The organism is Clostridium sp. AN503 (genome assembly GCF_040719375.1).
GTDB lineage: Bacteria > Bacillota > Clostridia > Lachnospirales > Lachnospiraceae > Brotaphodocola.
The window spans coordinates 514,719-532,914 of sequence record NZ_JBFDTP010000002.1; the positions used below are offsets into that span (position 1 = coordinate 514,719).

An 18,196-nucleotide genomic window follows, 5' to 3' on the forward strand; every position below is an offset into this window, starting at 1 on the left:
AATGACGAAGCCTGAAGATGATTTCAGCCGATATCAAAGGGGACAAAAGACTTTTTGCCCCCAACATTATAAAATATGCAGGAGCGGAACTTGTTTTCCGGTCCTGCATTGTAATATCTGCCCGGTTTGTTATGGGTTGGAGGGCGGAGCGATGCCGGTGACGGACATTCACCGGCAAGAAGCAGAAAAGGAGGAAGGTAAGATATGAAACAGGAAAAACAGCGTGCGGTGGAGGCCATTAACGCGAAGGCCGGATTGATCCATGATGTGGCGGACCAGGTGTGGGACTTTGCGGAGCTTTCCCTTCAGGAAGAGAAATCTGCGGCACTGTATTGTGAGGTTCTGGAAAAAGAGGGATTTACGGTGGAGCGCGGGATCTGCAATATTGACACCGCATTTTCGGGAAGCTTCGGAAGCGGACGCCCGGTGATCGGCATTCTGGCGGAGTATGACGCGCTGTCAGGGCTGTCTCAGGAGGGCGGCCTCCTGGAACAGAAGGAGCGTGTTGCGGGCGGCTGCGGTCATGGCTGCGGTCACAATCTGCTGGGAGCAGGCGCATTTGCGGCGGCGCTTGGTATCAAGGCGTATCTGGAGGAGACCGGGCGGCAGGGGACCGTGGTGCTGTACGGATGTCCGGGAGAGGAAGGCGGAGCAGCCAAGGCATTTATGGCAAGAGAAGGCTTATGGAAGGGTCTGGATGCCGCACTGACCTGGCATCCGGAGGATGTAAATGAGGTGGCCACCGGTTCCACAAATTCTTGTATCCAGGTGCAGTATAAGTTTTCCGGGATTGCCTCCCATGCGGCGGGGGCGCCGGAGAAGGGGCGCAGCGCGCTGGATGCGGTGGAGCTGATGAATATCGGCGTGCAGTTCCTGCGGGAGCATATGAGCGATAAGGCCAGGGTCCACTATGCTATCACCGATGCGGGCGGGCGCAGCGCAAACGTGGTGCAGCCAAGGGCCAGCGTGCTCTATATGGTCCGTTCCAACCATGTGGCGGAGGCGGTGGAGCTTCAGGCACGGGTAGACCGGATCGCGGAGGGCGCGGCGCTGATGACCGACACCACTTTTGAGCGGCAGTTTATCGACGGCCTGTCGGATACGGTCAGCAACTTTGCCCTGGAGCAGATCCTGTATGACAATTATAAAGAGCTGGGCGTCCCGTCCTACACGGAGGCGGAGCATACATACGCGGATCAGCTGGCGGCAACCTATGCGGGCAGCGACAAGGTCCCGGGGGTTGCGGCTGCCAACGATGATAAGCTGCGGGATGAAGTCATCCGGATGCGTGAGGAAAATGGACATGCGATGAATGCGTTTCTGGCTCCGCTGTATCAGGGAGAGGCATTTACGGCTGGTTCCACGGATGTGGGCGATGTGAGCTGGCAGACGCCGACAGCGCAGATCCATGTGGCGGCATGGCCCAACGGCTGTCCGGGACACAGCTGGCAGAATGTTTCCTGCGACCGCACGGACATCGGTCACAAGGCGGCTGTCCATGCAGGTAAGGTGCTGGCGGCGGCGGCGATCGACCTGATCGACCAGCCGGAGCTGCTTTTAAAGGCGCGTGCGGAGTTTGATAAACGGACGGCGGCAGGGTATGTCTGCCCGATCCCGGCGGATGCGGTGCCGGTGGTCCCGGATTGATTTTCTTGAATTCAGAATATTCGGGAATTTAAGGAATTTATAAAATTTAGAAAGATTTTAGGAGGGCGAGGGTTTAAAAACCTTCGCTCTTGTTGTATACTTAAAGTTATCTGAAACTGGGTATATTTGAAATAAGAACATTTCTGATACTGAAGAAAAGATAGAAGGAGATTAAATATGGGTGTGAAAGACGAAGAACCAAAACGACCGCCGAAAAAGCTGTTGTATTATTATGGAATTATTTTATTGATCACAGTGCTGCTCAATGCACTGGTGCTGCCGAAGATTGCGGAGAAAGCGGTTGTGAAGGTTTCTTATGACAGCTTTTTAGAGATGGTGGACCAGGGCAAAGTGGAAGGCGTGGTGCGCGGGGATGACCAGATGCAGTTCTGGCTGAAGGGTTCCCTGACGGAGGAAGGAAGGCTGAAGCCGGGCGAGGTCATCTATAAGACCGGTCTGTGGCCAGATGAGAAGCTGACAGACCGTCTTCTGGAGCGCGGCGTGACTTTCGAGAGCCAGATCCCTACAAAGGCGACGCCTTTGCAGAATTTCATTTTTAACTGGGTGCTGCCGATCATCATGTTTGTGGTGTTGGGCCAGCTCCTCAGCCGAATGATGATGAAGCGGATGGGCGGCGCAGGCAATGCCATGACCTTTGGCAAGTCCAATGCGAAGATCTATGCAGAATCGGAGACCGGGAAGACCTTTGCTGATGTGGCAGGCCAGGAGGAAGCCAAGGAAGCGCTGAAAGAGATTGTGGACTTCCTGCACAACCCTCAGAAATATGCCGATATCGGGGCGACCCTGCCGAAGGGCGCGCTCCTTGTGGGACCTCCTGGTACCGGTAAGACCCTGCTGGCAAAAGCAGTGGCGGGTGAGGCGCATGTGCCGTTTTTCTCTATTTCCGGCTCGGAATTTGTGGAGATGTTCGTGGGCATGGGCGCGGCGAAGGTGCGCGATTTATTTAAGCAGGCCAATGAGAAGGCGCCGTGTATTGTCTTTATCGATGAGATTGATACGATCGGTAAGAAGCGTGACGGCAGCGGTTTCTCCGGCAATGACGAGCGGGAACAGACATTGAACCAGCTCCTGGCTGAGATGGATGGATTTGACGGCAAGAAGGGTGTTGTGATCCTGGCAGCCACCAACCGTCCCGATTCTCTGGATAAAGCTCTGTTACGTCCAGGCCGATTTGACCGCCGTATCCCGGTGGAGCTTCCGGATCTGAAGGGGCGTATTGCAATCCTGAAGGTACATGCCAAAATGGTAAAGCTTTCTGATGATGTGGATTTTGATGCGCTTGGACGCGCTACTTCAGGAGCGAGCGGCGCAGAACTGGCAAATATCATCAATGAGGGCGCGCTGCGTGCGGTGCGCCAGGGCCGTGTCACGGTAACGCAGGCGGATCTGGAGGAGAGTGTTGAGGTAGTTATCGCCGGATACCAGAGGAAGGATGCAGGCGTTTCCGTCAATGAGAAGCGGATCGTCGCATTCCATGAGGTGGGCCATGCGCTGGTGGCAGCATGCCAGACGGACAGCGCTCCGGTGCATAAGATCACGATCATCCCGCGTACCTCCGGCGCTTTGGGTTATACCATGCAGGTGGAGGAAGGGGAACGCTTCCTGATGAGCAAGGAGGAAGCCCTCAACAAGATCGCCACCTTTACCGGCGGGCGGGCTGCGGAGGAGTTCATGTTTGGCTCTATTACCACAGGCGCGGCCAATGACATCGAGCAGGCGACCAAGATTGCCAGGGCCATGGTGACCCGGTACGGCATGTCCGACCAGTTCGGCATGGTGGCGCTTGAGACAGTGACCAACCAATATCTGGGCGGCGACACTTCTATGGTGTGTTCTCCGGAGACGGCGCGGCTGGTGGATGAGGAAGTCATCCGCATCGTGAAGGAGCAGTATGCGAAAGCCATGAAGATCCTGAAGGCGAATGCCGGGAAGCTCAATGAGATTTCTGCGTATCTGCTGGAGCGGGAGACTATCACGGGAGAAGAATTTATGGAGATCCTGAAGCAGGGGACGGAAGCTGGAGCGGAGCAGGAGGACCCGGAGGAAGACCACCGGACAGTTCAAGTGCAGGAAACAGGGCAGGAACAGTAGGAAACGTATCGCAATTATTATGGAGAGCCTCGCCACCTTCGTGGTATGAGGCTCTTTTTTTGAACAGAATTTTATTGCGCAGGATTATCTGTTGACAAAGTGCACAATGTGTGATAAAGTCTTAAATAGGACATAGTACTAATAAGGAGATGTTTCAAAATGAAGCGAAACACCATTCAGTCCTCTCTGGTTTTAGAGACCGTGAGGAAATTACAGTGCCATGCCACTGCGGACGAGGTATACAGTGAGATCATCAAAACATACCCGACCATCAGCAGGGGGACCGTTTACCGGAATCTCCAGCGGCTGTGTGAGACGGGAGAGATACGGAAAAGGGAGATCCCTGACGGGGCTGACCGTTTCGATCATCTCTGCGACGATCATTATCACATTCGATGTGTGAAGTGTGGACGCGTGTTTGATGTAGACATGGAATACATACCGAATCTGGAGCAGTCGGTCAGAGATGCCCACGGATTTTCATTTACCGGACATGATATTGTTTTTAAAGGCATTTGCCCGGAATGTAAAAGAAACATGCAGGTTTAAGGACTGCGAGCCGGAGGACATGATCAGGTGCGCATACGGGAGCATAGAAACACCCCGTAAATATAAATACGAAGGAGAACAGGTATGAGAAGTATTACAACATTGGATCTGCAATATGCACACAGATTTTTCGGCTTCAAGGGTGAGGCTCAGTATTTGCACGGACATACAGGGATATTGACGATTGAAGTGGAGGATTCTGTGGAACCCGGCGTCAATATGGTATTTCCCTGCAACGAGATTCAGAAGACTGCATGGGAGGTACTGAAAAATTTTGACCATGCGCTGATTCTGAGGGAAGACGACCCGCTGCTGCCGGCGATCCTCGATGTGTACGAGAAGCAGGGGATCAAGGACGGAGCGCCGCACAACCAGATGAAGGGACCGGCTTTTAAAACTGAGCTTGCTACCGCATATCCCGACTGCCGGCTGGTGGTGACAAAAGAAACGATGACAGTGGAAGGCATGATCAAGATTGTTTATGATCTGCTCAAGGACAAGCTGAACATCGCGAAGATTACCTTTTCAAGCGGGGTCAACGCTGCGTCAGCAGAGTTTGAGACCAGAAACAACATCGACCGCTGCCCGTTATGCGGGATCGCGTTAAATGAAAATGGCGTTTGCCCGAAATGCGGATATAAGAAGTAAAACGGACTGGCTGTCACAGGCGCTGGATTTATCAGCCTGTGGCAGCTTTTTTGCTGCCTTTTATTTGGAGAAACTCTTTACTTTAAATCCTTTCTACGGTAATATAGACAAGGCCGGAAAATGTGTTCCGGGCCAATACTGCGATGTTGGGGCCAAAGGTCTTTTGGCCCGGGTATCATACTATATTTAACAGGAAAAGGAAGACTGACATGAAACATAACAGAGGACAGTGGATCAGCAATCTGGGGTTTGTCCTGGCGACGGCAGGCTCCGCCATCGGACTGGGGAATATCTGGAAGTTCCCGGGGAAGGTTGGGCTTTATGGCGGAGGAGCTTTTATATTAACTTATATTCTGATCGTGATCCTGATCGGCCTGCCGATCATGCTTGCAGAGTTTGCGATCGGGCGTGCCGCCCAGAGGAATGTGGTAGGTGCGTTTCACGTGCTGAACCGGAAATGGTCGTTTGTGGGAGGGATTGGGATCCTGAATCTGTTTGTCATCATGTCCTACTACTGCGTAGTGGGCGGATGGGTGCTGAAATATGTGATCGCTTATCTGACAGATGCAGATTTTTATACGGGAACCGTCACGTATCAGGAATATTTTTCGGGATTTATATCAAAGCCGGTGGAGCCGCTCGTTTGGGGACTGGTTTTTCTGATCCTCTGTATCGTAATTATCGTAAAAGGGGTGTCGGATGGGATTGAGAAGGTCAGTAAAAAGCTGATGCCGCTGTTCTTTGTGCTTCTGATCGCCTGTGTGGTGCGGTCTTTTACACTCCCGGGTGCAAAGGAAGGCATTTCTTTTATGTTCCGGGTGGACTGGAGCAGTTTTAATACGGATACGCTGGTAGGCGCGCTGGGACAGGCGTTTTTCTCGATCTCAGTGGGTATGGGGATCCTGGTGACGTATGGTTCCTATGCGGCGAAGGAAGGCGGTATGATAAAAAGCGCCATGTGGATCTGCGGGTTGGATACCCTGGCAGCCCTGCTGTCCGCTTCCGCCATTATCCCAATGGTGATCCTGACGCTGGGACAGGATGGGCTGACTATGGGCGGCGGCTTTGCATTCATGGCTCTGCCCAATGTTTTTGACAGCCTGCCAGGAGGCCGCATCTTCGGGCTGATCTTTTTTATCCTGCTGTTTTTGGCAGCTCTGACCAGTGCGCTGAGCGTGCTGGAGACTTGTGTGGCGTTTATGATCGAGGAATGGAATATGTCCCGGCGCAGGGCTACGGTGATCTTTTCCATTCCCATGGCGGTTTTGAGCATCGGGTATTCCCTGTCTCAGAGCGCGGCCAGGAATATCAACCTGCCCTGGTTTGACTTATCCTCGGGTATCCAGATGCTGCCCATGAATGCGGTCATGGAGAAATTCACGGATAATCTGATGATCCCGCTGGGGGCCTTGGGATTCTGCCTTTTTGTGGGCTGGTCCTGGGGGACGGAAAAAGCATGGAAAGAGATCTGCCCGGATGGGAACGTACCGGCTTTTTTCCGTCATGCATGGTCCTTTATCATACGGTTCCTGGCTCCGGCTGTGATCCTGATGATCCTTTATTTCACTCTGGGTAAGGGACAGGGGCTTTCATAGAGGGAATAATTATAGGAATAATTATATCGAACAAATGTTTGCAAAAGCTGCCGGATTGTGATAGAATATACCTGTCTATCATAAAAGGAATAAGGCAGCCTGTTTTCAGGCACCTTATGGACAGGACGGATTTACAGAAAGGTTTGGGAACCATGGCGAAGCAATATATTAAGATACGAGGTGCCAATGAGCACAATTTAAAGGATATTTCCCTGGATATCCCGCGCAACGAGCTGGTCGTACTGACGGGCTTAAGCGGGTCGGGCAAATCCTCGCTGGCGTTTGATACGATTTATGCTGAAGGACAGAGGCGGTATATGGAATCCCTCTCCTCCTATGCGAGACAGTTCCTGGGTCAGATGGAGAAGCCGGATGTGGAGAGCATCGAAGGGCTGTCTCCTGCGATCTCCATTGACCAGAAGTCTACCAACCGGAACCCCCGTTCCACCGTGGGGACCGTGACGGAGATCTATGACTATATGCGTCTTCTCTATGCGCGTATCGGTATTCCCCATTGCCCCAAGTGCGGCAGGGAGATCAAGAAGCAGACCATCGATCAGATGGTGGATCAGATCATGTCGCTGCCGGAGCGGACGAAGCTGCAGCTTCTGGCTCCCGTAGTACGCGGGCGCAAGGGCGAGCATGTGAAGCTTTTGGATCAGGCCCGGCGCAGCGGCTATGTGCGGGTGCGGATCGACGGGAATCTATACGAGCTCTCTGAGGAGATCAAGCTGGAGAAGAATATCAAGCACAATATTGAGATCGTTGTAGACCGGCTTGTGGTGAAGGAGGGCATTGAAAAGCGCCTGACCGATTCTATCGAGACGGTGATGAGCTTATCCGATGGGCTGATGATCGTGGATGTGATCGACGGGGAGCCGATCAATTTCAGCATGAGTTTTGCCTGTCCGGACTGTGGGATCAGTATCGAGGAGGTGGAGCCGAGAAGCTTCTCCTTCAACAATCCGTTTGGAGCCTGCCCGGAGTGCTTCGGCCTGGGTTATAAGATGGAATTTGACGAGGATCTTATGATACCGGACAAGTCCTTAAGCATCTCAAAGGGAGCCATTACCGTGATGGGGTGGCAGTCCTGTGCAGACAAGGGGAGCTTTACCAATGCGATCCTGGTGGCTTTGGCGAAGGAGTACCATTTTGATCTGGACACACCGTTTGAGGACTATCCCCAGGAGGTCCACGATGTCCTGATCCATGGGACCAATGGGAAGGAGATCAAGGTACACTATAAGGGGCAGCGCGGCGAAGGCGTGTACGATGTGGCGTTTGAGGGGCTTCTTAAAAATGTGGAGCGGCGTTACCGGGAGACCTTCTCGGAGGCGTCCAAGGCAGAGTATGAGACCTTTATGCGTATCACTCCCTGTAAGGTATGTAAGGGGCAGCGGCTGAAGCCCAGTTCCCTGGCGGTGACCGTGGGCGGTATCAATATCTATGAAGCTACGGAGATGTCCATCGTAAAGTTCCGGGAGTTCCTGGAGCATATGGAACTGACCCCGATGCAGCTTTCTATAGGCGCGCAGATCTTGAAGGAGATCAAGGCGCGGCTGGATTTCCTGCTGAACGTGGGATTGGAATACTTATCCCTGTCCCGGGCGACGGGAACCCTGTCAGGCGGAGAGGCGCAGCGTATCCGCCTTGCAACCCAGATCGGTTCCGGTCTGGTGGGCGTGGCTTATATTCTGGATGAACCCAGCATCGGCCTGCACCAGAGAGACAACGACAAACTGCTGGCGACCCTGACCCATCTGAGGGATCTTGGGAACACAGTGCTGGTGGTGGAGCATGATGAGGATACCATGCGTGCCGCAGACTGTATCGTAGATATCGGGCCTGGAGCCGGGGAACACGGCGGAGAGGTGGTTGCAGTCGGCACCGCAGAGGAGATCATGAAGTGTGAGAAGTCCATCACAGGGGCTTATTTGAGCGGTCGGATCCAGATCCCGGTTCCGAAGGAGCGCCGCAAGGCCACCGGTTATCTGACTGTGCGCGGTGCGGCGGAGAACAACTTAAAGAATCTTGACGTGTCATTTCCTCTGGGAGTGATGACCTGTGTGACGGGGGTTTCCGGCTCCGGCAAAAGCTCCCTGGTGAACGAGATCCTTTACAAGTCCCTGGCGCGGAAGCTGAACCGTGCACGGACGATCCCCGGCAAGTATAAGAAGCTGGAAGGGGTAGAGCAGCTTGACAAGGTGATCGACATCGACCAGTCGCCGATCGGGCGGACGCCAAGGTCCAATCCTGCAACCTATACCGGCGTGTTTGATATGATCCGTGATTTATTCGCGTCCACAGCGGATGCCAAGGCCAAGGGCTACAATAAAGGCCGCTTCAGCTTTAACGTAAAGGGCGGACGCTGCGAGGCGTGCAGCGGAGACGGTATCATCAAGATCGAGATGCACTTTTTGCCGGATGTATATGTGCCCTGTGAGGTCTGCGGCGGAAAGCGGTACAACCGGGAGACGCTGGAGGTCAAGTACAAGGGCAAGAGCATATACGACGTGCTGAATATGACGGTGGAGGAAGCGCTCAAGTTCTTTGAGAACATTCCGTCGATTTACCGGAAGATAGCTACGCTTTATGATGTGGGACTTTCCTATATCCGTCTGGGTCAGCCATCCACGGAGCTGTCCGGCGGTGAGGCACAGAGGATCAAGCTGGCGACGGAGCTGAGCCGTCGTGGGACTGGCAAGACCATCTATATCCTGGATGAGCCGACCACGGGACTGCATTTTGCGGATGTGCACAAGCTGGTGGAGATCCTGCGGAGGCTTTCCGACGGAGGCAATACGGTGGTGGTGATCGAACACAACCTGGATGTGATCAAGTCAGCCGATTATATTATTGATATTGGACCGGAAGGCGGAGACCGGGGCGGTACAGTGATTGCCCAGGGTACGCCGGAGGAAGTGGCAGAGAATCCTGCGTCCTATACGGGACAGTATATCAAGCGGTATCTGAAGCAGCAGTGAGAAATAAGGGAATATTAGTAAGATAAAAATCGCCCGCAGGCTCTCATCATCAGACTGAGAGCTTGCGGGCGATTTTTATCTTGTACTTACTGTTTATTTGTGTTATCCTGTGTTCACAGCGGTTTTCTTAACCGTTATTTATCTTTGTGTGATCAGAATTCTGGTGTTTCACCGGTATTCAAGAGAGTGTATGTGCAGGAGTGTATGTGCAGCAGAAAATATAATTGACAATATGGAGTATATTACATATAATCAATATAGGATATATTCCATGTCGGAGGGAGGTATTATGCAGTTTGATGTGGAATTTTACCGAAAACAGAATGGGGAATGTCCTATTCAGGATTTTTTGGATCACCTTAGCCATAAAATCCGGGCAAAAGTATTGAGGGATTTGGAACTGTTGGAAATGCGGGGGAACGAACTCAGGGAACCACAGTCAAAACAGCTGGGGTGTGGGATTTTTGAGCTGAGGAGCATATATGGTACCGATATTTCGAGAGTGTTATATTTTTTTGCGGAAGGAAGAAAAATAGTACTTACGAATGGATTTATAAAAAAGACCATAAAAATTCCAGGAAAAGAACTAAAGCTGGCAAAAGAATATCGTAAGGACTATCTAAAAAGAGGGGGAGGCAAATGAGCGATTTTAGAGAATATCTGAACGAACAGTTAAAAGATCCGGAGTTTCAGCGAGAGTATGAAGCATTAGAACCGGAGTATCAACTGATCAATGCGATTCTAGATGCAAGGAAAAGCCGGAATATGACTCAGAAGCAGCTGGCAGAGCGGACAGGGCTTTCGCAAGGAGATATCAGCAAGCTTGAGAATGGTAATACAAACCCTACGATCAAGCTTTTACACCGCATTGCAGAGGGTTTGGAAATGACACTGCATTTTGAATTTGTGCCAAAGGAAGTGATGAAAAGAAAGTAGAATCTTGAATTTCTGCATTTTGCAGTGGGAACCGGATCGCCCGCAGGCTCTCATCATCAGACTGAGAGCTTGCGGGCGATTTCAAGTACTTCGTTTAAGCTTTCCATGCGGTAGTCAGCCAGGGACTGATCGAAATGGAACCGATGGTCGATGAGTGCGGCGATCTTCATGCCTGCGCGGGATGCGGCAGTTACACCGAAGGTGGAATCCTCAATGGCAAGACACTGGTCTTCCGGAATTCCCAACTGCGCGGCTGTATAGTGATAGATCTCCGGATCCGGCTTACTGCGCTTGAACTGTGCGCCGGTGACTACGACTTCAAAGCAGGAGCGGATCTCATTCTCCCGCAGCACACGTTCAATGATATCGATGCCGGTGGAGGAGGCCAGGGCAAGACGCAGCCCCATTTTCTTAAGTTCTTCCAGGAGTCCTGGAATCTCAGGCCGGAAGATCTTTCTGTAGTCCATCTCGGAATACACGTCGCGGCTGTCGCGGAATTCGTCCCGGAGCTCCTCCCAGGTCTGTCCGTTGTGGATCGCGCGCGCCATACAGCTCCATGCGTCCTTTCTGGAGGACCCGACCATGCCGTATAAGTCCTTCAATACCACGTCCGGATTCTTTGTCCGGGCAAATTCCAGGTCCTTTTCCAAATATACCGGTTCGCTGTCAATGATGACGCCGTCCATATCAAAAATTACTGCTTTTATCATATAAGGGATTCTCCTTTGTTTTCTCGTGCTGTTCTAAGCAGGGACAAACTCTATTCTAATATAAGTGGTGGGGAGTTGGCAAGAACAATTCAGCGGGATGCTGTGAAAAAGAAGGGAAAATGCTTTTCAGGGCAATAAAAGAATGCGTCTGAGAGGAATCGAACCTCCGCACGCGGCTCCGGAGGCCACTGCTCTATCCACTGAGCTACAGACGCATCTTCATTATCATACTATATTTTTTTTGAATTTGCAAGGGGTATTTATTGCTTTTTTGGTTATGTTTTGTTATGATTAGATGCAGATGGTTTCAGGGAGGACAAAATCATGAAACAGAACAGAAGACCACAGCGCAAGGGACGGATGAACGAGGAGCAGAGAAGACTCCTTCCAGTCGTCATCATTCCGCTGATCGTAATTATACTTATGATCATTATCGTGGTTGCAGACCACAGTAAAGATAAGAAGGCTACAGAGCCATCCGCTCCGACCGGGACAGTTTCTGAGAATCCGGAGCAGGAGACCATGGAGACTGCGGAGGGAGAGAACTCTGGGAATGAGGAAACGTCTCCAGAGGAAACTACCGTTCCGGCAGAGTCCGAACCGACGGATGAGTTTGAGACCGATACGTTAAAGCGTGACAGTGTGCCGGAGATCCGGGATCTGATGAAGACTTACTTTAAAGCCCGTTCAGACGCAGATGCGGAGACCATGAACCAGCTGTATGGCATTGGCGAGGTGTCGGAGACAGATCTTGAGGCACAGAAGACCCGGATGCGCAGCAATTCCAAGTATGTGGAAGGGTTTGAGAACATTGCTACTTACGTAATGAACGGTACCACGGGGGATGCGTGGCTGGTATATGCCATTGCAGACATCCGGTTCCACTCCGTCAAGACCACGGCCCCCATGATCATGTGGTGTTATGTGAAGAAAGATGCAGAAGGCAATTACCAGATCCTGGACAATGCCTCCCTTTCGGAAAATGTACAGCAGTTTATCGACGTGGCAAACCACTCTGAGGGCGTGCGCCGCCTTGCTTCCAATATCAATGTGAAGCTGAAAGAGGCGCTGGCTGCGGATGCGGACTTAAACTCCGTCTATGGCGTGCTGAGGGACGGTTCTCCAGTATGGCAGGATGGCGATGAGGAGCCGGAGGTCATTATCGACGGAGGTTCCGGTTCTTCCGGGGAGACGGCGGCAGACGGAGAAACAGCAGGGAATGAATCCTCAGCAGATGGGGGAAATGCTGCGGGCAGTGAAGCGGCGCCGGAAGCCGGGACTTTAGCGAGTCCGGAGACAGCTGCTGCAAATGCCGGCGAAGCGCAGGTACAGATAGTGCAATAACATGGAAAGCAGGAAGTAACAGATGGAAACCATGAATGTAAAGGATTTTTATTTTGATCTGCCCCAGGAGCTGATCGCCCAGGACCCGCTGGAGGACCGCTCAGCGTCAAGGCTGCTGGTACTGGATAAAAAGACTGGAGAGATTGAGCACAGGGGTTTTAAGGATATCATGGAGTATTTAAGGCCGGGAGACTGCCTGGTGATCAATGACACCAAGGTGATCCCTGCGCGGCTGTTTGGCGTGAAGGAAGATACCCAGGCCAAGATCGAGGTGCTTCTACTGAAGCGGAAAGAGAATGATATTTGGGAGACTCTGGTAAAGCCAGGAAAGAAGTGCAGACCGGGGACGGTCATCGTCTTCGGAGAGGGGCTTTTGAAGGGGACTGTCCTGGATGTGGTGGACGAGGGAAACCGTCTGATCCAGTTTTCCTATGAGGGGATTTTTGAGGAGATCTTAGATCAGCTGGGGCAGATGCCTCTGCCGCCCTACATTACCCATCAGCTGAAGGACAAGAACCGTTACCAGACTGTCTATGCAAAGCATGAGGGATCGGCGGCGGCGCCCACGGCAGGTCTGCATTTTACGAAGGAGCTGCTGGCACAGATCGAGGATATGGGAGTGAAGATCGCCCATGTGACCCTGCATGTGGGACTTGGGACCTTCCGCCCGGTCAAGGTGGAGAACGTGCTGGACCATCACATGCATTCGGAGTTTTATATTGTTGAGGAGTCCGAGGCAAAGAAGGTAAATGACACAAAGGCGGCGGGCGGCCGTGTGGTCTGTGTCGGGACAACCAGCTGCAGGACTATTGAGTCTGCGGCGGGGGAGGACGGCAGGCTGAAGGCGGGAAGCGGATGGACGGAGATCTTTATTTATCCAGGATATCAGTTCAAGCTGCTGGACTGCCTGATCACCAACTTCCATCTGCCGGAATCCACGCTGGTGATGCTGGTATCAGCGCTGGCGGGACGGGAGCATGTGCTTCACGCTTATGAAGAAGCGATCAAAGAGCGTTACCGTTTTTTCAGTTTTGGGGATGCATGTTTCATTACGGACCTGGCCGGTGATGTGCCGGAAAATGTCGGCCGCTGCGGGGAAACACGATAGGATATCGTTTGCATAAGCCGGAGGTCAGTATATGAAGACTGTAAGTATTATATTATGGGTTCTGCTAGCTATCCTGGTTGCCGGCGGGCTGATTCTGGCGGTTTGGATCCGTCGGGCAGCCCGCCGGTTTTCAAGAGCTGCTTTTGGCGTGGATTCTTTGAAAGAGGGGCTGGAGAGCCAGAAGGAACTGTTGGAATCCACACCCAAATCAGTTTCAGGCATGACCAGGATCTATCTTCCTCAGATACAGGAGGATTTTCCGGAATTTTCTTTCCCGGAATTTGTGAGCCGGTCGGAGAACCAGCTGAAGGCCTGTCTGATGGCGGTAGATCAACAGAGACTTATGCTGCCGGACGAATGCTCCGGGGATTTGAGAAAACAGATTGCACTCTGGATTGAGGATAACAGACAGCAGGGGATTCGGGAGCAGTTTCAGAACATCATCATTCATCAGACCGAGATCACCACTTACAAAAAGACAGAAGGAAGCTGTCTGCTGGTGCTGCAGTCGGCGCTGGAATACCGTCACGCCATATTGAAAACCGGCGAGAATCCCCCGGAACTGGAGCGGGTACAGACACGCTATAACCAGGAGTGGATGTATGTGCAGGATGTGGACAAGCTGGAGGAGAATACCACGGCCGTCGGCGTTTGTTGTCCAAATTGCGGTGCGCCGGTAAAAACACTTGGACAGAAGGCATGCGAATATTGCCATGCGGCATTGGAACCGGTCAATATACGGGTGTGGGCGTTGAACCGGATTCGGGAAGTATAGGAAAGAGAGGGACAGGCCATGGAGCCGATGCGTTTGAATAAATATCTCAGTGAACAGGGCGTATGCTCCCGGCGGGAGGCGGATCGTCTGATCGAGGCAGGGAAGGTTACCATAGATGGGAGAAAGGCAGAGATGGGCGAGAAGGTCACAGGCCAGGAGCGGATTGTTTGTGATGGAAAGCCGGTGGGCCGGTCTGCGGGAGGTAAGAAGGCCAGGCCGGTGCTTCTGGCAGTCAACAAGCCCCGGGGCATCGTCTGTACCACCTCGGACAAGGATCGGGCGCCCAACGTGGTGGATTTGATCCAGTATCCAGCCAGGGTCTATCCGGTTGGCAGGCTTGACAAGGATTCAGAAGGACTGCTCTTGATGACCAATCAGGGGGAGCTTGCCAATGAGATCATGCATGCGGGCAATCTTCATGAGAAAGAGTATCTTGTGACGGTAGACCAGCCGTTCAACGCCGCATTTATCAAAAAAATGCAGGAGGGTGTGGAACTCAAGGAGCTGGGCGTGACCACCAGGCCATGCAGGGTGGAAGCGACAGGCCCAAAATCCTTCCGCATTATCCTGACACAGGGTTTGAACCGTCAGATCCGCAGAATGTGCGAGGAACTGGGATACCATGTGGTGACATTGAAACGGGTCCGTATTATGAACATCCTTCTGGGCAAACTGAATACAGGAGATTTCCGGCGTGTGACGCCGAAGGAACTGGAGGAACTGGAATATCAGCTGGCCTGTGCCCGGGAGCTTCGGGAGGAAGCACGTGAGTCGGACTTGGAAGATTAGGACGGCCCCGGAAGAGTGAGGCCGGGCGCGGGCGCACCGGCGGGAGTTTGGGAAATAAGACGGAGAGGTACAAAAAATATGGAACGAAATCAGGATGCAAAGCTTCAGCGGATGAAGGAACTGACGGCAGTACTCCTGGCGGCTGCAAAGACCTACTATCAGGAGAGCCGGGAGATCATGAGCAATTTCGAGTATGACCGGCTGTACGATGAACTGCTGGAACTGGAGAAGGAGACCGGCGTGGTGCTGGCAGGCAGCCCCACCCAGAAGGTTGGCTATGAGATATTGAGCGAGCTTCCCAAGGAAGCCCACGAGACGCCCATGCTGTCCCTGGACAAGACAAAGGATGTGGCTGCGCTGCAGGAATGGCTGGGCGGCCAGAAAGCGATCCTGTCCTGGAAGCTGGACGGTCTGACGATCGTACTGACCTATGAAAACGGGGAGCTGACGAAGGCAGTTACACGGGGCAACGGCGAGATCGGCGAGGTTATCACCAATAACGCCAGGGTGTTTGCCAACATTCCGTTAAAGATCGCTTACCAGGGGCAGCTGATCCTGCGGGGCGAGGCAGTGATCAAATACTCCGATTTCAAGCGCATCAATGAAGAGATCGAGGATGTGGATGCCAAGTATAAGAATCCCAGGAACCTGTGCAGCGGCTCGGTGCGCCAGCTCAACAACCAGATCACAGCTCAGCGAAATGTCAATTTTGAAGCGTTTATGCTGGTGAAAGCAGATGACGTGGATTTCCACAATTCGCGCAGGGAGCAGTTTGAGTGGCTAAAGTCACAGGGCTTTGACACGGTAGATTACCGGATGGTGGATCAAGATACCCTGCCCCAGGCGGTGGAGGAATTTGCACGGGAGATCGGGGATTACGATATCCCGTCGGACGGGCTGGTGCTCTTACTGGAGGACATTGCTTACGGGGAATCCCTGGGCCGGACGGCCAAATTCCCGCGCAATTCGATTGCGTTTAAATGGGCGGATGAGATACGTGAGACCCACCTCCAGGAGATTGAATGGAGTGCGTCGAGGACCGGCCTGATCAATCCGGTGGCGATCTTTGAACCGGTGGAGCTGGAGGGTACGACCGTGAGCCGTGCCAGCGTCCACAATTTGAGTATTATGGAGGCGCTGGAGCTGGGAGAAGGGGATGCCATCACAGTCTATAAGGCCAACATGATCATCCCGCAGATTGCGGAGAACTTAACCAGGAGCGGAACCATCAGGATCCCGAAGATCTGCCCGGTGTGCGGCGGAGAGACGGAGATCCGTCAGGTGAATGATGTAAGGTCATTGTACTGTACAAATCCCGATTGCCAGGCGAAGAAGATCAAGAGCTTTGCCCTGCTGGTGAGCCGGGACGCGCTGAACATAGACGGTTTGTCTGAGGCGACTCTGGAAAAGTTTATCGCTGCGGGGTTTATCCACAGCTATGCGGATATCTTTCATCTGGACCGACACCAGGAAGCCATCATCAGTATGGAGGGCTTTGGGCAGAAATCCTATGATAATCTGATCGCGGCGGTGGAGAAGGCGTCCCAGACCACGATGCCACGCTTTGTCTATGGACTTGGCATCACTGGGATCGGTCTTGCCAACGCCAAGATGCTGTGCAGGAAATTCCATTCGGATTTTGAGCGCATGAGGAGTGCACCGAAGGAAGAGCTGATCGAGGTGGACGGGATCGGGGAAGTGCTTGCGGATGCATGGACTGCATATTTCAACTCGGATACCAATAACAGGATTGTGGATGAACTGCTGGCAGAGCTTACCTTTGCCCAGGAGCCGGAAGCCGCGGAGGTCGCAGTATTTGAAGGGATGACTTTTGTGATCACCGGGTCTGTGGAGCATTTTGCCAACAGGAAGGCGCTGCAGGAAGCCATTGAGAGCCGGGGCGGCAAGGCGACCGGGTCCGTGACCTCAAAGACCACCTATCTGATCAACAACGATACTACGTCCAATTCGTCTAAAAATAAAAAAGCAAAAGAACTGGGGATCCCGATCATTTCGGAGCTGGATTTCCTGGATATGATGGGAGAGAGCGAACATGCCGATTAAAGTACAAAACGATCTGCCCGCAAGGGCCATCCTGGAGTCGGAGAATATATTTGTGATGGACGAGAACCGGGCTATGAGCCAGGATATCCGTCCGCTGCAGATCCTGATCCTGAATCTGATGCCGATCAAGGAGGACACGGAGACGCAGCTTCTGCGGGCGCTCTCCAATACCCCTCTTCAGGTGGACTGTACCTTTTTGATGCTTTCCACCCATACGTCCAAGAATACGTCGGCAAGCCATCTGAACAAATTTTATGTGACCTTTGAGGAGATCCGCAGGCAGAAGTTCGATGGAATGATCATCACCGGTGCGCCGGTGGAGAATCTGGAATATGAGGACGTGAATTACTGGGATGAGTTAAAGACGATCATGGAATGGAGCAAAAAGCATGTCCATTCCACCTTACATATCTGCTGGGGAGCGCAGGCGGGGCTTTATTATCACTATGGGATACCCAAATATCAGCGGAAAACCAAGCTTTCCGGTATCTACCAGCACAGGGTCCTGGACAGGAAGGTCCCACTGGTGCGAAGCATGGACGACTATATCATGGCGCCCCATTCCCGCTACACAGAGGTGCGCAGGGAAGATATCGAAAAGCACCCGGAGCTGATGATCGTGGCGGAGTCAAAAGAGGCGGGCGTGTTCCTGGTCCTCAACCGGGATGGCAGCCAGGTGTTTGTCCAGGGACATCCGGAGTACGACCGGATGACGCTGAACAATGAGTACCACCGAGATGTGAACAAGGGCCTTCACCCGGAGCTGCCGTGCAATTATTATGAGGACAATGATCCGTTCAACGTGCCGGTGCTCTCCTGGAGGAATATGTCCAACACGCTGTATGCAAACTGGCTCAATTTCTACGTATACCAGACTACGCCTTACCAGTGGGACGATGAGGCCTGAAAGTTCTGACTATTAATTAAGAGAAATG

The 18,196-nt window shown here is 52.6% G+C and carries 15 protein-coding genes and 1 tRNA gene; 14 read left to right on the forward strand and 2 right to left on the reverse strand.

From position 1 onward, the window contains the following. The first annotated feature begins 204 nt into the window (after nucleotides 1-204). From AB1I67_RS09645 to AB1I67_RS09680, 8 genes are all read left to right on the forward strand, one after another. Nucleotides 205-1,647, forward strand: coding sequence for an amidohydrolase (locus tag AB1I67_RS09645; protein ID WP_367029656.1), 1,443 nt, complete (start codon nucleotides 205-207; stop codon nucleotides 1,645-1,647). Between the two features lie 177 nt (nucleotides 1,648-1,824). Then, nucleotides 1,825-3,759 carry an ATP-dependent zinc metalloprotease FtsH gene (gene ftsH / locus AB1I67_RS09650; protein WP_367029657.1) on the forward strand — a complete coding sequence of 645 codons (1,935 nt, stop codon included), beginning with the start codon at nucleotides 1,825-1,827 and terminating at the stop codon, nucleotides 3,757-3,759. 159 nt (nucleotides 3,760-3,918) lie between these two features. Beyond that, on the forward strand, nucleotides 3,919-4,308 hold the full coding sequence (locus tag AB1I67_RS09655; protein WP_367029658.1) for a transcriptional repressor: 390 nt from the start codon (nucleotides 3,919-3,921) through the stop codon (nucleotides 4,306-4,308). Nucleotides 4,309-4,392: 84 nt separating this feature from the next. Beyond that, nucleotides 4,393-4,956 carry a 6-carboxytetrahydropterin synthase gene (locus AB1I67_RS09660; RefSeq protein WP_367029659.1) on the forward strand — a complete coding sequence of 188 codons (564 nt, stop codon included), beginning with the start codon at nucleotides 4,393-4,395 and terminating at the stop codon, nucleotides 4,954-4,956. A gap of 209 nt (nucleotides 4,957-5,165) precedes the next feature. After that, nucleotides 5,166-6,551, forward strand: a complete 1,386-nt coding sequence (locus AB1I67_RS09665) for a sodium-dependent transporter (RefSeq protein WP_367029660.1) — start codon at nucleotides 5,166-5,168, stop codon at nucleotides 6,549-6,551. A 152-nt stretch (nucleotides 6,552-6,703) separates the two neighbouring features. Continuing rightward, nucleotides 6,704-9,535 (forward strand): excinuclease ABC subunit UvrA, encoded by a 2,832-nt coding sequence (gene uvrA, locus AB1I67_RS09670; RefSeq protein WP_367029661.1) that lies wholly within the window; start codon nucleotides 6,704-6,706, stop codon nucleotides 9,533-9,535. 289 nt (nucleotides 9,536-9,824) lie between these two features. Then, the gene (locus AB1I67_RS09675) at nucleotides 9,825-10,178 is read left to right on the forward strand and encodes a type II toxin-antitoxin system RelE/ParE family toxin (RefSeq protein WP_367029662.1); all 354 of its coding nucleotides are present in this window, start codon (nucleotides 9,825-9,827) and stop codon (nucleotides 10,176-10,178) included. Further along, nucleotides 10,175-10,471 carry a helix-turn-helix transcriptional regulator gene (locus AB1I67_RS09680; RefSeq protein ID WP_367029663.1) on the forward strand — a complete coding sequence of 99 codons (297 nt, stop codon included), beginning with the start codon at nucleotides 10,175-10,177 and terminating at the stop codon, nucleotides 10,469-10,471. The genes AB1I67_RS09675 and AB1I67_RS09680 overlap by 4 nt, the downstream gene beginning before the upstream one ends. Before the next feature lie 56 nt (nucleotides 10,472-10,527). On the opposite strand, the gene AB1I67_RS09685 is transcribed toward AB1I67_RS09680, so the two are convergent. Together AB1I67_RS09685 and AB1I67_RS09690 are read right to left on the reverse strand one after the other, a co-directional pair. Then, on the reverse strand, nucleotides 10,528-11,181 hold the full coding sequence (locus AB1I67_RS09685) for an HAD family phosphatase (RefSeq protein WP_367029664.1): 654 nt from the start codon (nucleotides 11,179-11,181) through the stop codon (nucleotides 10,528-10,530). 143 nt (nucleotides 11,182-11,324) lie between these two features. Next, nucleotides 11,325-11,396 (reverse strand) — tRNA-Arg (locus tag AB1I67_RS09690). 109 nt (nucleotides 11,397-11,505) lie between these two features. On the opposite strand from AB1I67_RS09690, the gene AB1I67_RS09695 reads away from it, so the two are divergent. The 6 genes from AB1I67_RS09695 to metA all read left to right on the forward strand — a co-directional run bounded on the left by AB1I67_RS09695 (nucleotide 11,506) and on the right by metA (nucleotide 18,168). Continuing rightward, complete coding sequence (locus AB1I67_RS09695) at nucleotides 11,506-12,525, forward strand: hypothetical protein (protein ID WP_367029665.1); 1,020 nt, start codon at nucleotides 11,506-11,508, stop codon at nucleotides 12,523-12,525. A 31-nt stretch (nucleotides 12,526-12,556) separates the two neighbouring features. Further along, nucleotides 12,557-13,633 carry a tRNA preQ1(34) S-adenosylmethionine ribosyltransferase-isomerase QueA gene (queA, locus tag AB1I67_RS09700; protein WP_367032597.1) on the forward strand — a complete coding sequence of 359 codons (1,077 nt, stop codon included), beginning with the start codon at nucleotides 12,557-12,559 and terminating at the stop codon, nucleotides 13,631-13,633. Nucleotides 13,634-13,664: 31 nt separating this feature from the next. Next, a complete protein-coding gene (locus AB1I67_RS09705) occupies nucleotides 13,665-14,408 on the forward strand; it encodes a hypothetical protein (RefSeq protein ID WP_367029666.1) in 744 nt (247 codons plus the stop codon). 18 nt (nucleotides 14,409-14,426) lie between these two features. Next, the gene (locus tag AB1I67_RS09710; RefSeq protein ID WP_367029667.1) at nucleotides 14,427-15,197 is read left to right on the forward strand and encodes a pseudouridine synthase; all 771 of its coding nucleotides are present in this window, start codon (nucleotides 14,427-14,429) and stop codon (nucleotides 15,195-15,197) included. Nucleotides 15,198-15,275: 78 nt separating this feature from the next. Further along, complete coding sequence (gene ligA, locus AB1I67_RS09715; protein WP_367029668.1) at nucleotides 15,276-17,261, forward strand: NAD-dependent DNA ligase LigA; 1,986 nt, start codon at nucleotides 15,276-15,278, stop codon at nucleotides 17,259-17,261. After that, nucleotides 17,251-18,168, forward strand: a complete 918-nt coding sequence (gene metA, locus AB1I67_RS09720; protein ID WP_367029669.1) for a homoserine O-succinyltransferase — start codon at nucleotides 17,251-17,253, stop codon at nucleotides 18,166-18,168. The genes ligA and metA overlap by 11 nt, the downstream gene beginning before the upstream one ends. Nucleotides 18,169-18,196 lie beyond the last annotated feature (28 nt).

Bases quoted from the DNA above. Each gene is read 5' to 3' on its own strand.
- AB1I67_RS09645 (WP_367029656.1), top strand. From the start codon at position 205: ATGAAACAGGAAAAACAGCGTGCGGTGGAGGCCATTAACGCGAAGGCC.
- ftsH (WP_367029657.1), top strand. From the start codon at position 1,825: ATGGGTGTGAAAGACGAAGAACCAAAACGACCGCCGAAAAAGCTGTTG.
- AB1I67_RS09655 (WP_367029658.1), top strand. From the start codon at position 3,919: ATGAAGCGAAACACCATTCAGTCCTCTCTGGTTTTAGAGACCGTGAGG.
- AB1I67_RS09660 (WP_367029659.1), top strand. From the start codon at position 4,393: ATGAGAAGTATTACAACATTGGATCTGCAATATGCACACAGATTTTTC.
- AB1I67_RS09665 (WP_367029660.1), top strand. From the start codon at position 5,166: ATGAAACATAACAGAGGACAGTGGATCAGCAATCTGGGGTTTGTCCTG.
- uvrA (WP_367029661.1), top strand. From the start codon at position 6,704: ATGGCGAAGCAATATATTAAGATACGAGGTGCCAATGAGCACAATTTA.
- AB1I67_RS09675 (WP_367029662.1), top strand. From the start codon at position 9,825: ATGCAGTTTGATGTGGAATTTTACCGAAAACAGAATGGGGAATGTCCT.
- AB1I67_RS09680 (WP_367029663.1), top strand. From the start codon at position 10,175: ATGAGCGATTTTAGAGAATATCTGAACGAACAGTTAAAAGATCCGGAG.
- AB1I67_RS09685 (WP_367029664.1), bottom strand. From the start codon at position 11,181: ATGATAAAAGCAGTAATTTTTGATATGGACGGCGTCATCATTGACAGC.
- AB1I67_RS09695 (WP_367029665.1), top strand. From the start codon at position 11,506: ATGAAACAGAACAGAAGACCACAGCGCAAGGGACGGATGAACGAGGAG.
- queA (WP_367032597.1), top strand. From the start codon at position 12,557: ATGAATGTAAAGGATTTTTATTTTGATCTGCCCCAGGAGCTGATCGCC.
- AB1I67_RS09705 (WP_367029666.1), top strand. From the start codon at position 13,665: ATGAAGACTGTAAGTATTATATTATGGGTTCTGCTAGCTATCCTGGTT.
- AB1I67_RS09710 (WP_367029667.1), top strand. From the start codon at position 14,427: ATGGAGCCGATGCGTTTGAATAAATATCTCAGTGAACAGGGCGTATGC.
- ligA (WP_367029668.1), top strand. From the start codon at position 15,276: ATGGAACGAAATCAGGATGCAAAGCTTCAGCGGATGAAGGAACTGACG.
- metA (WP_367029669.1), top strand. From the start codon at position 17,251: ATGCCGATTAAAGTACAAAACGATCTGCCCGCAAGGGCCATCCTGGAG.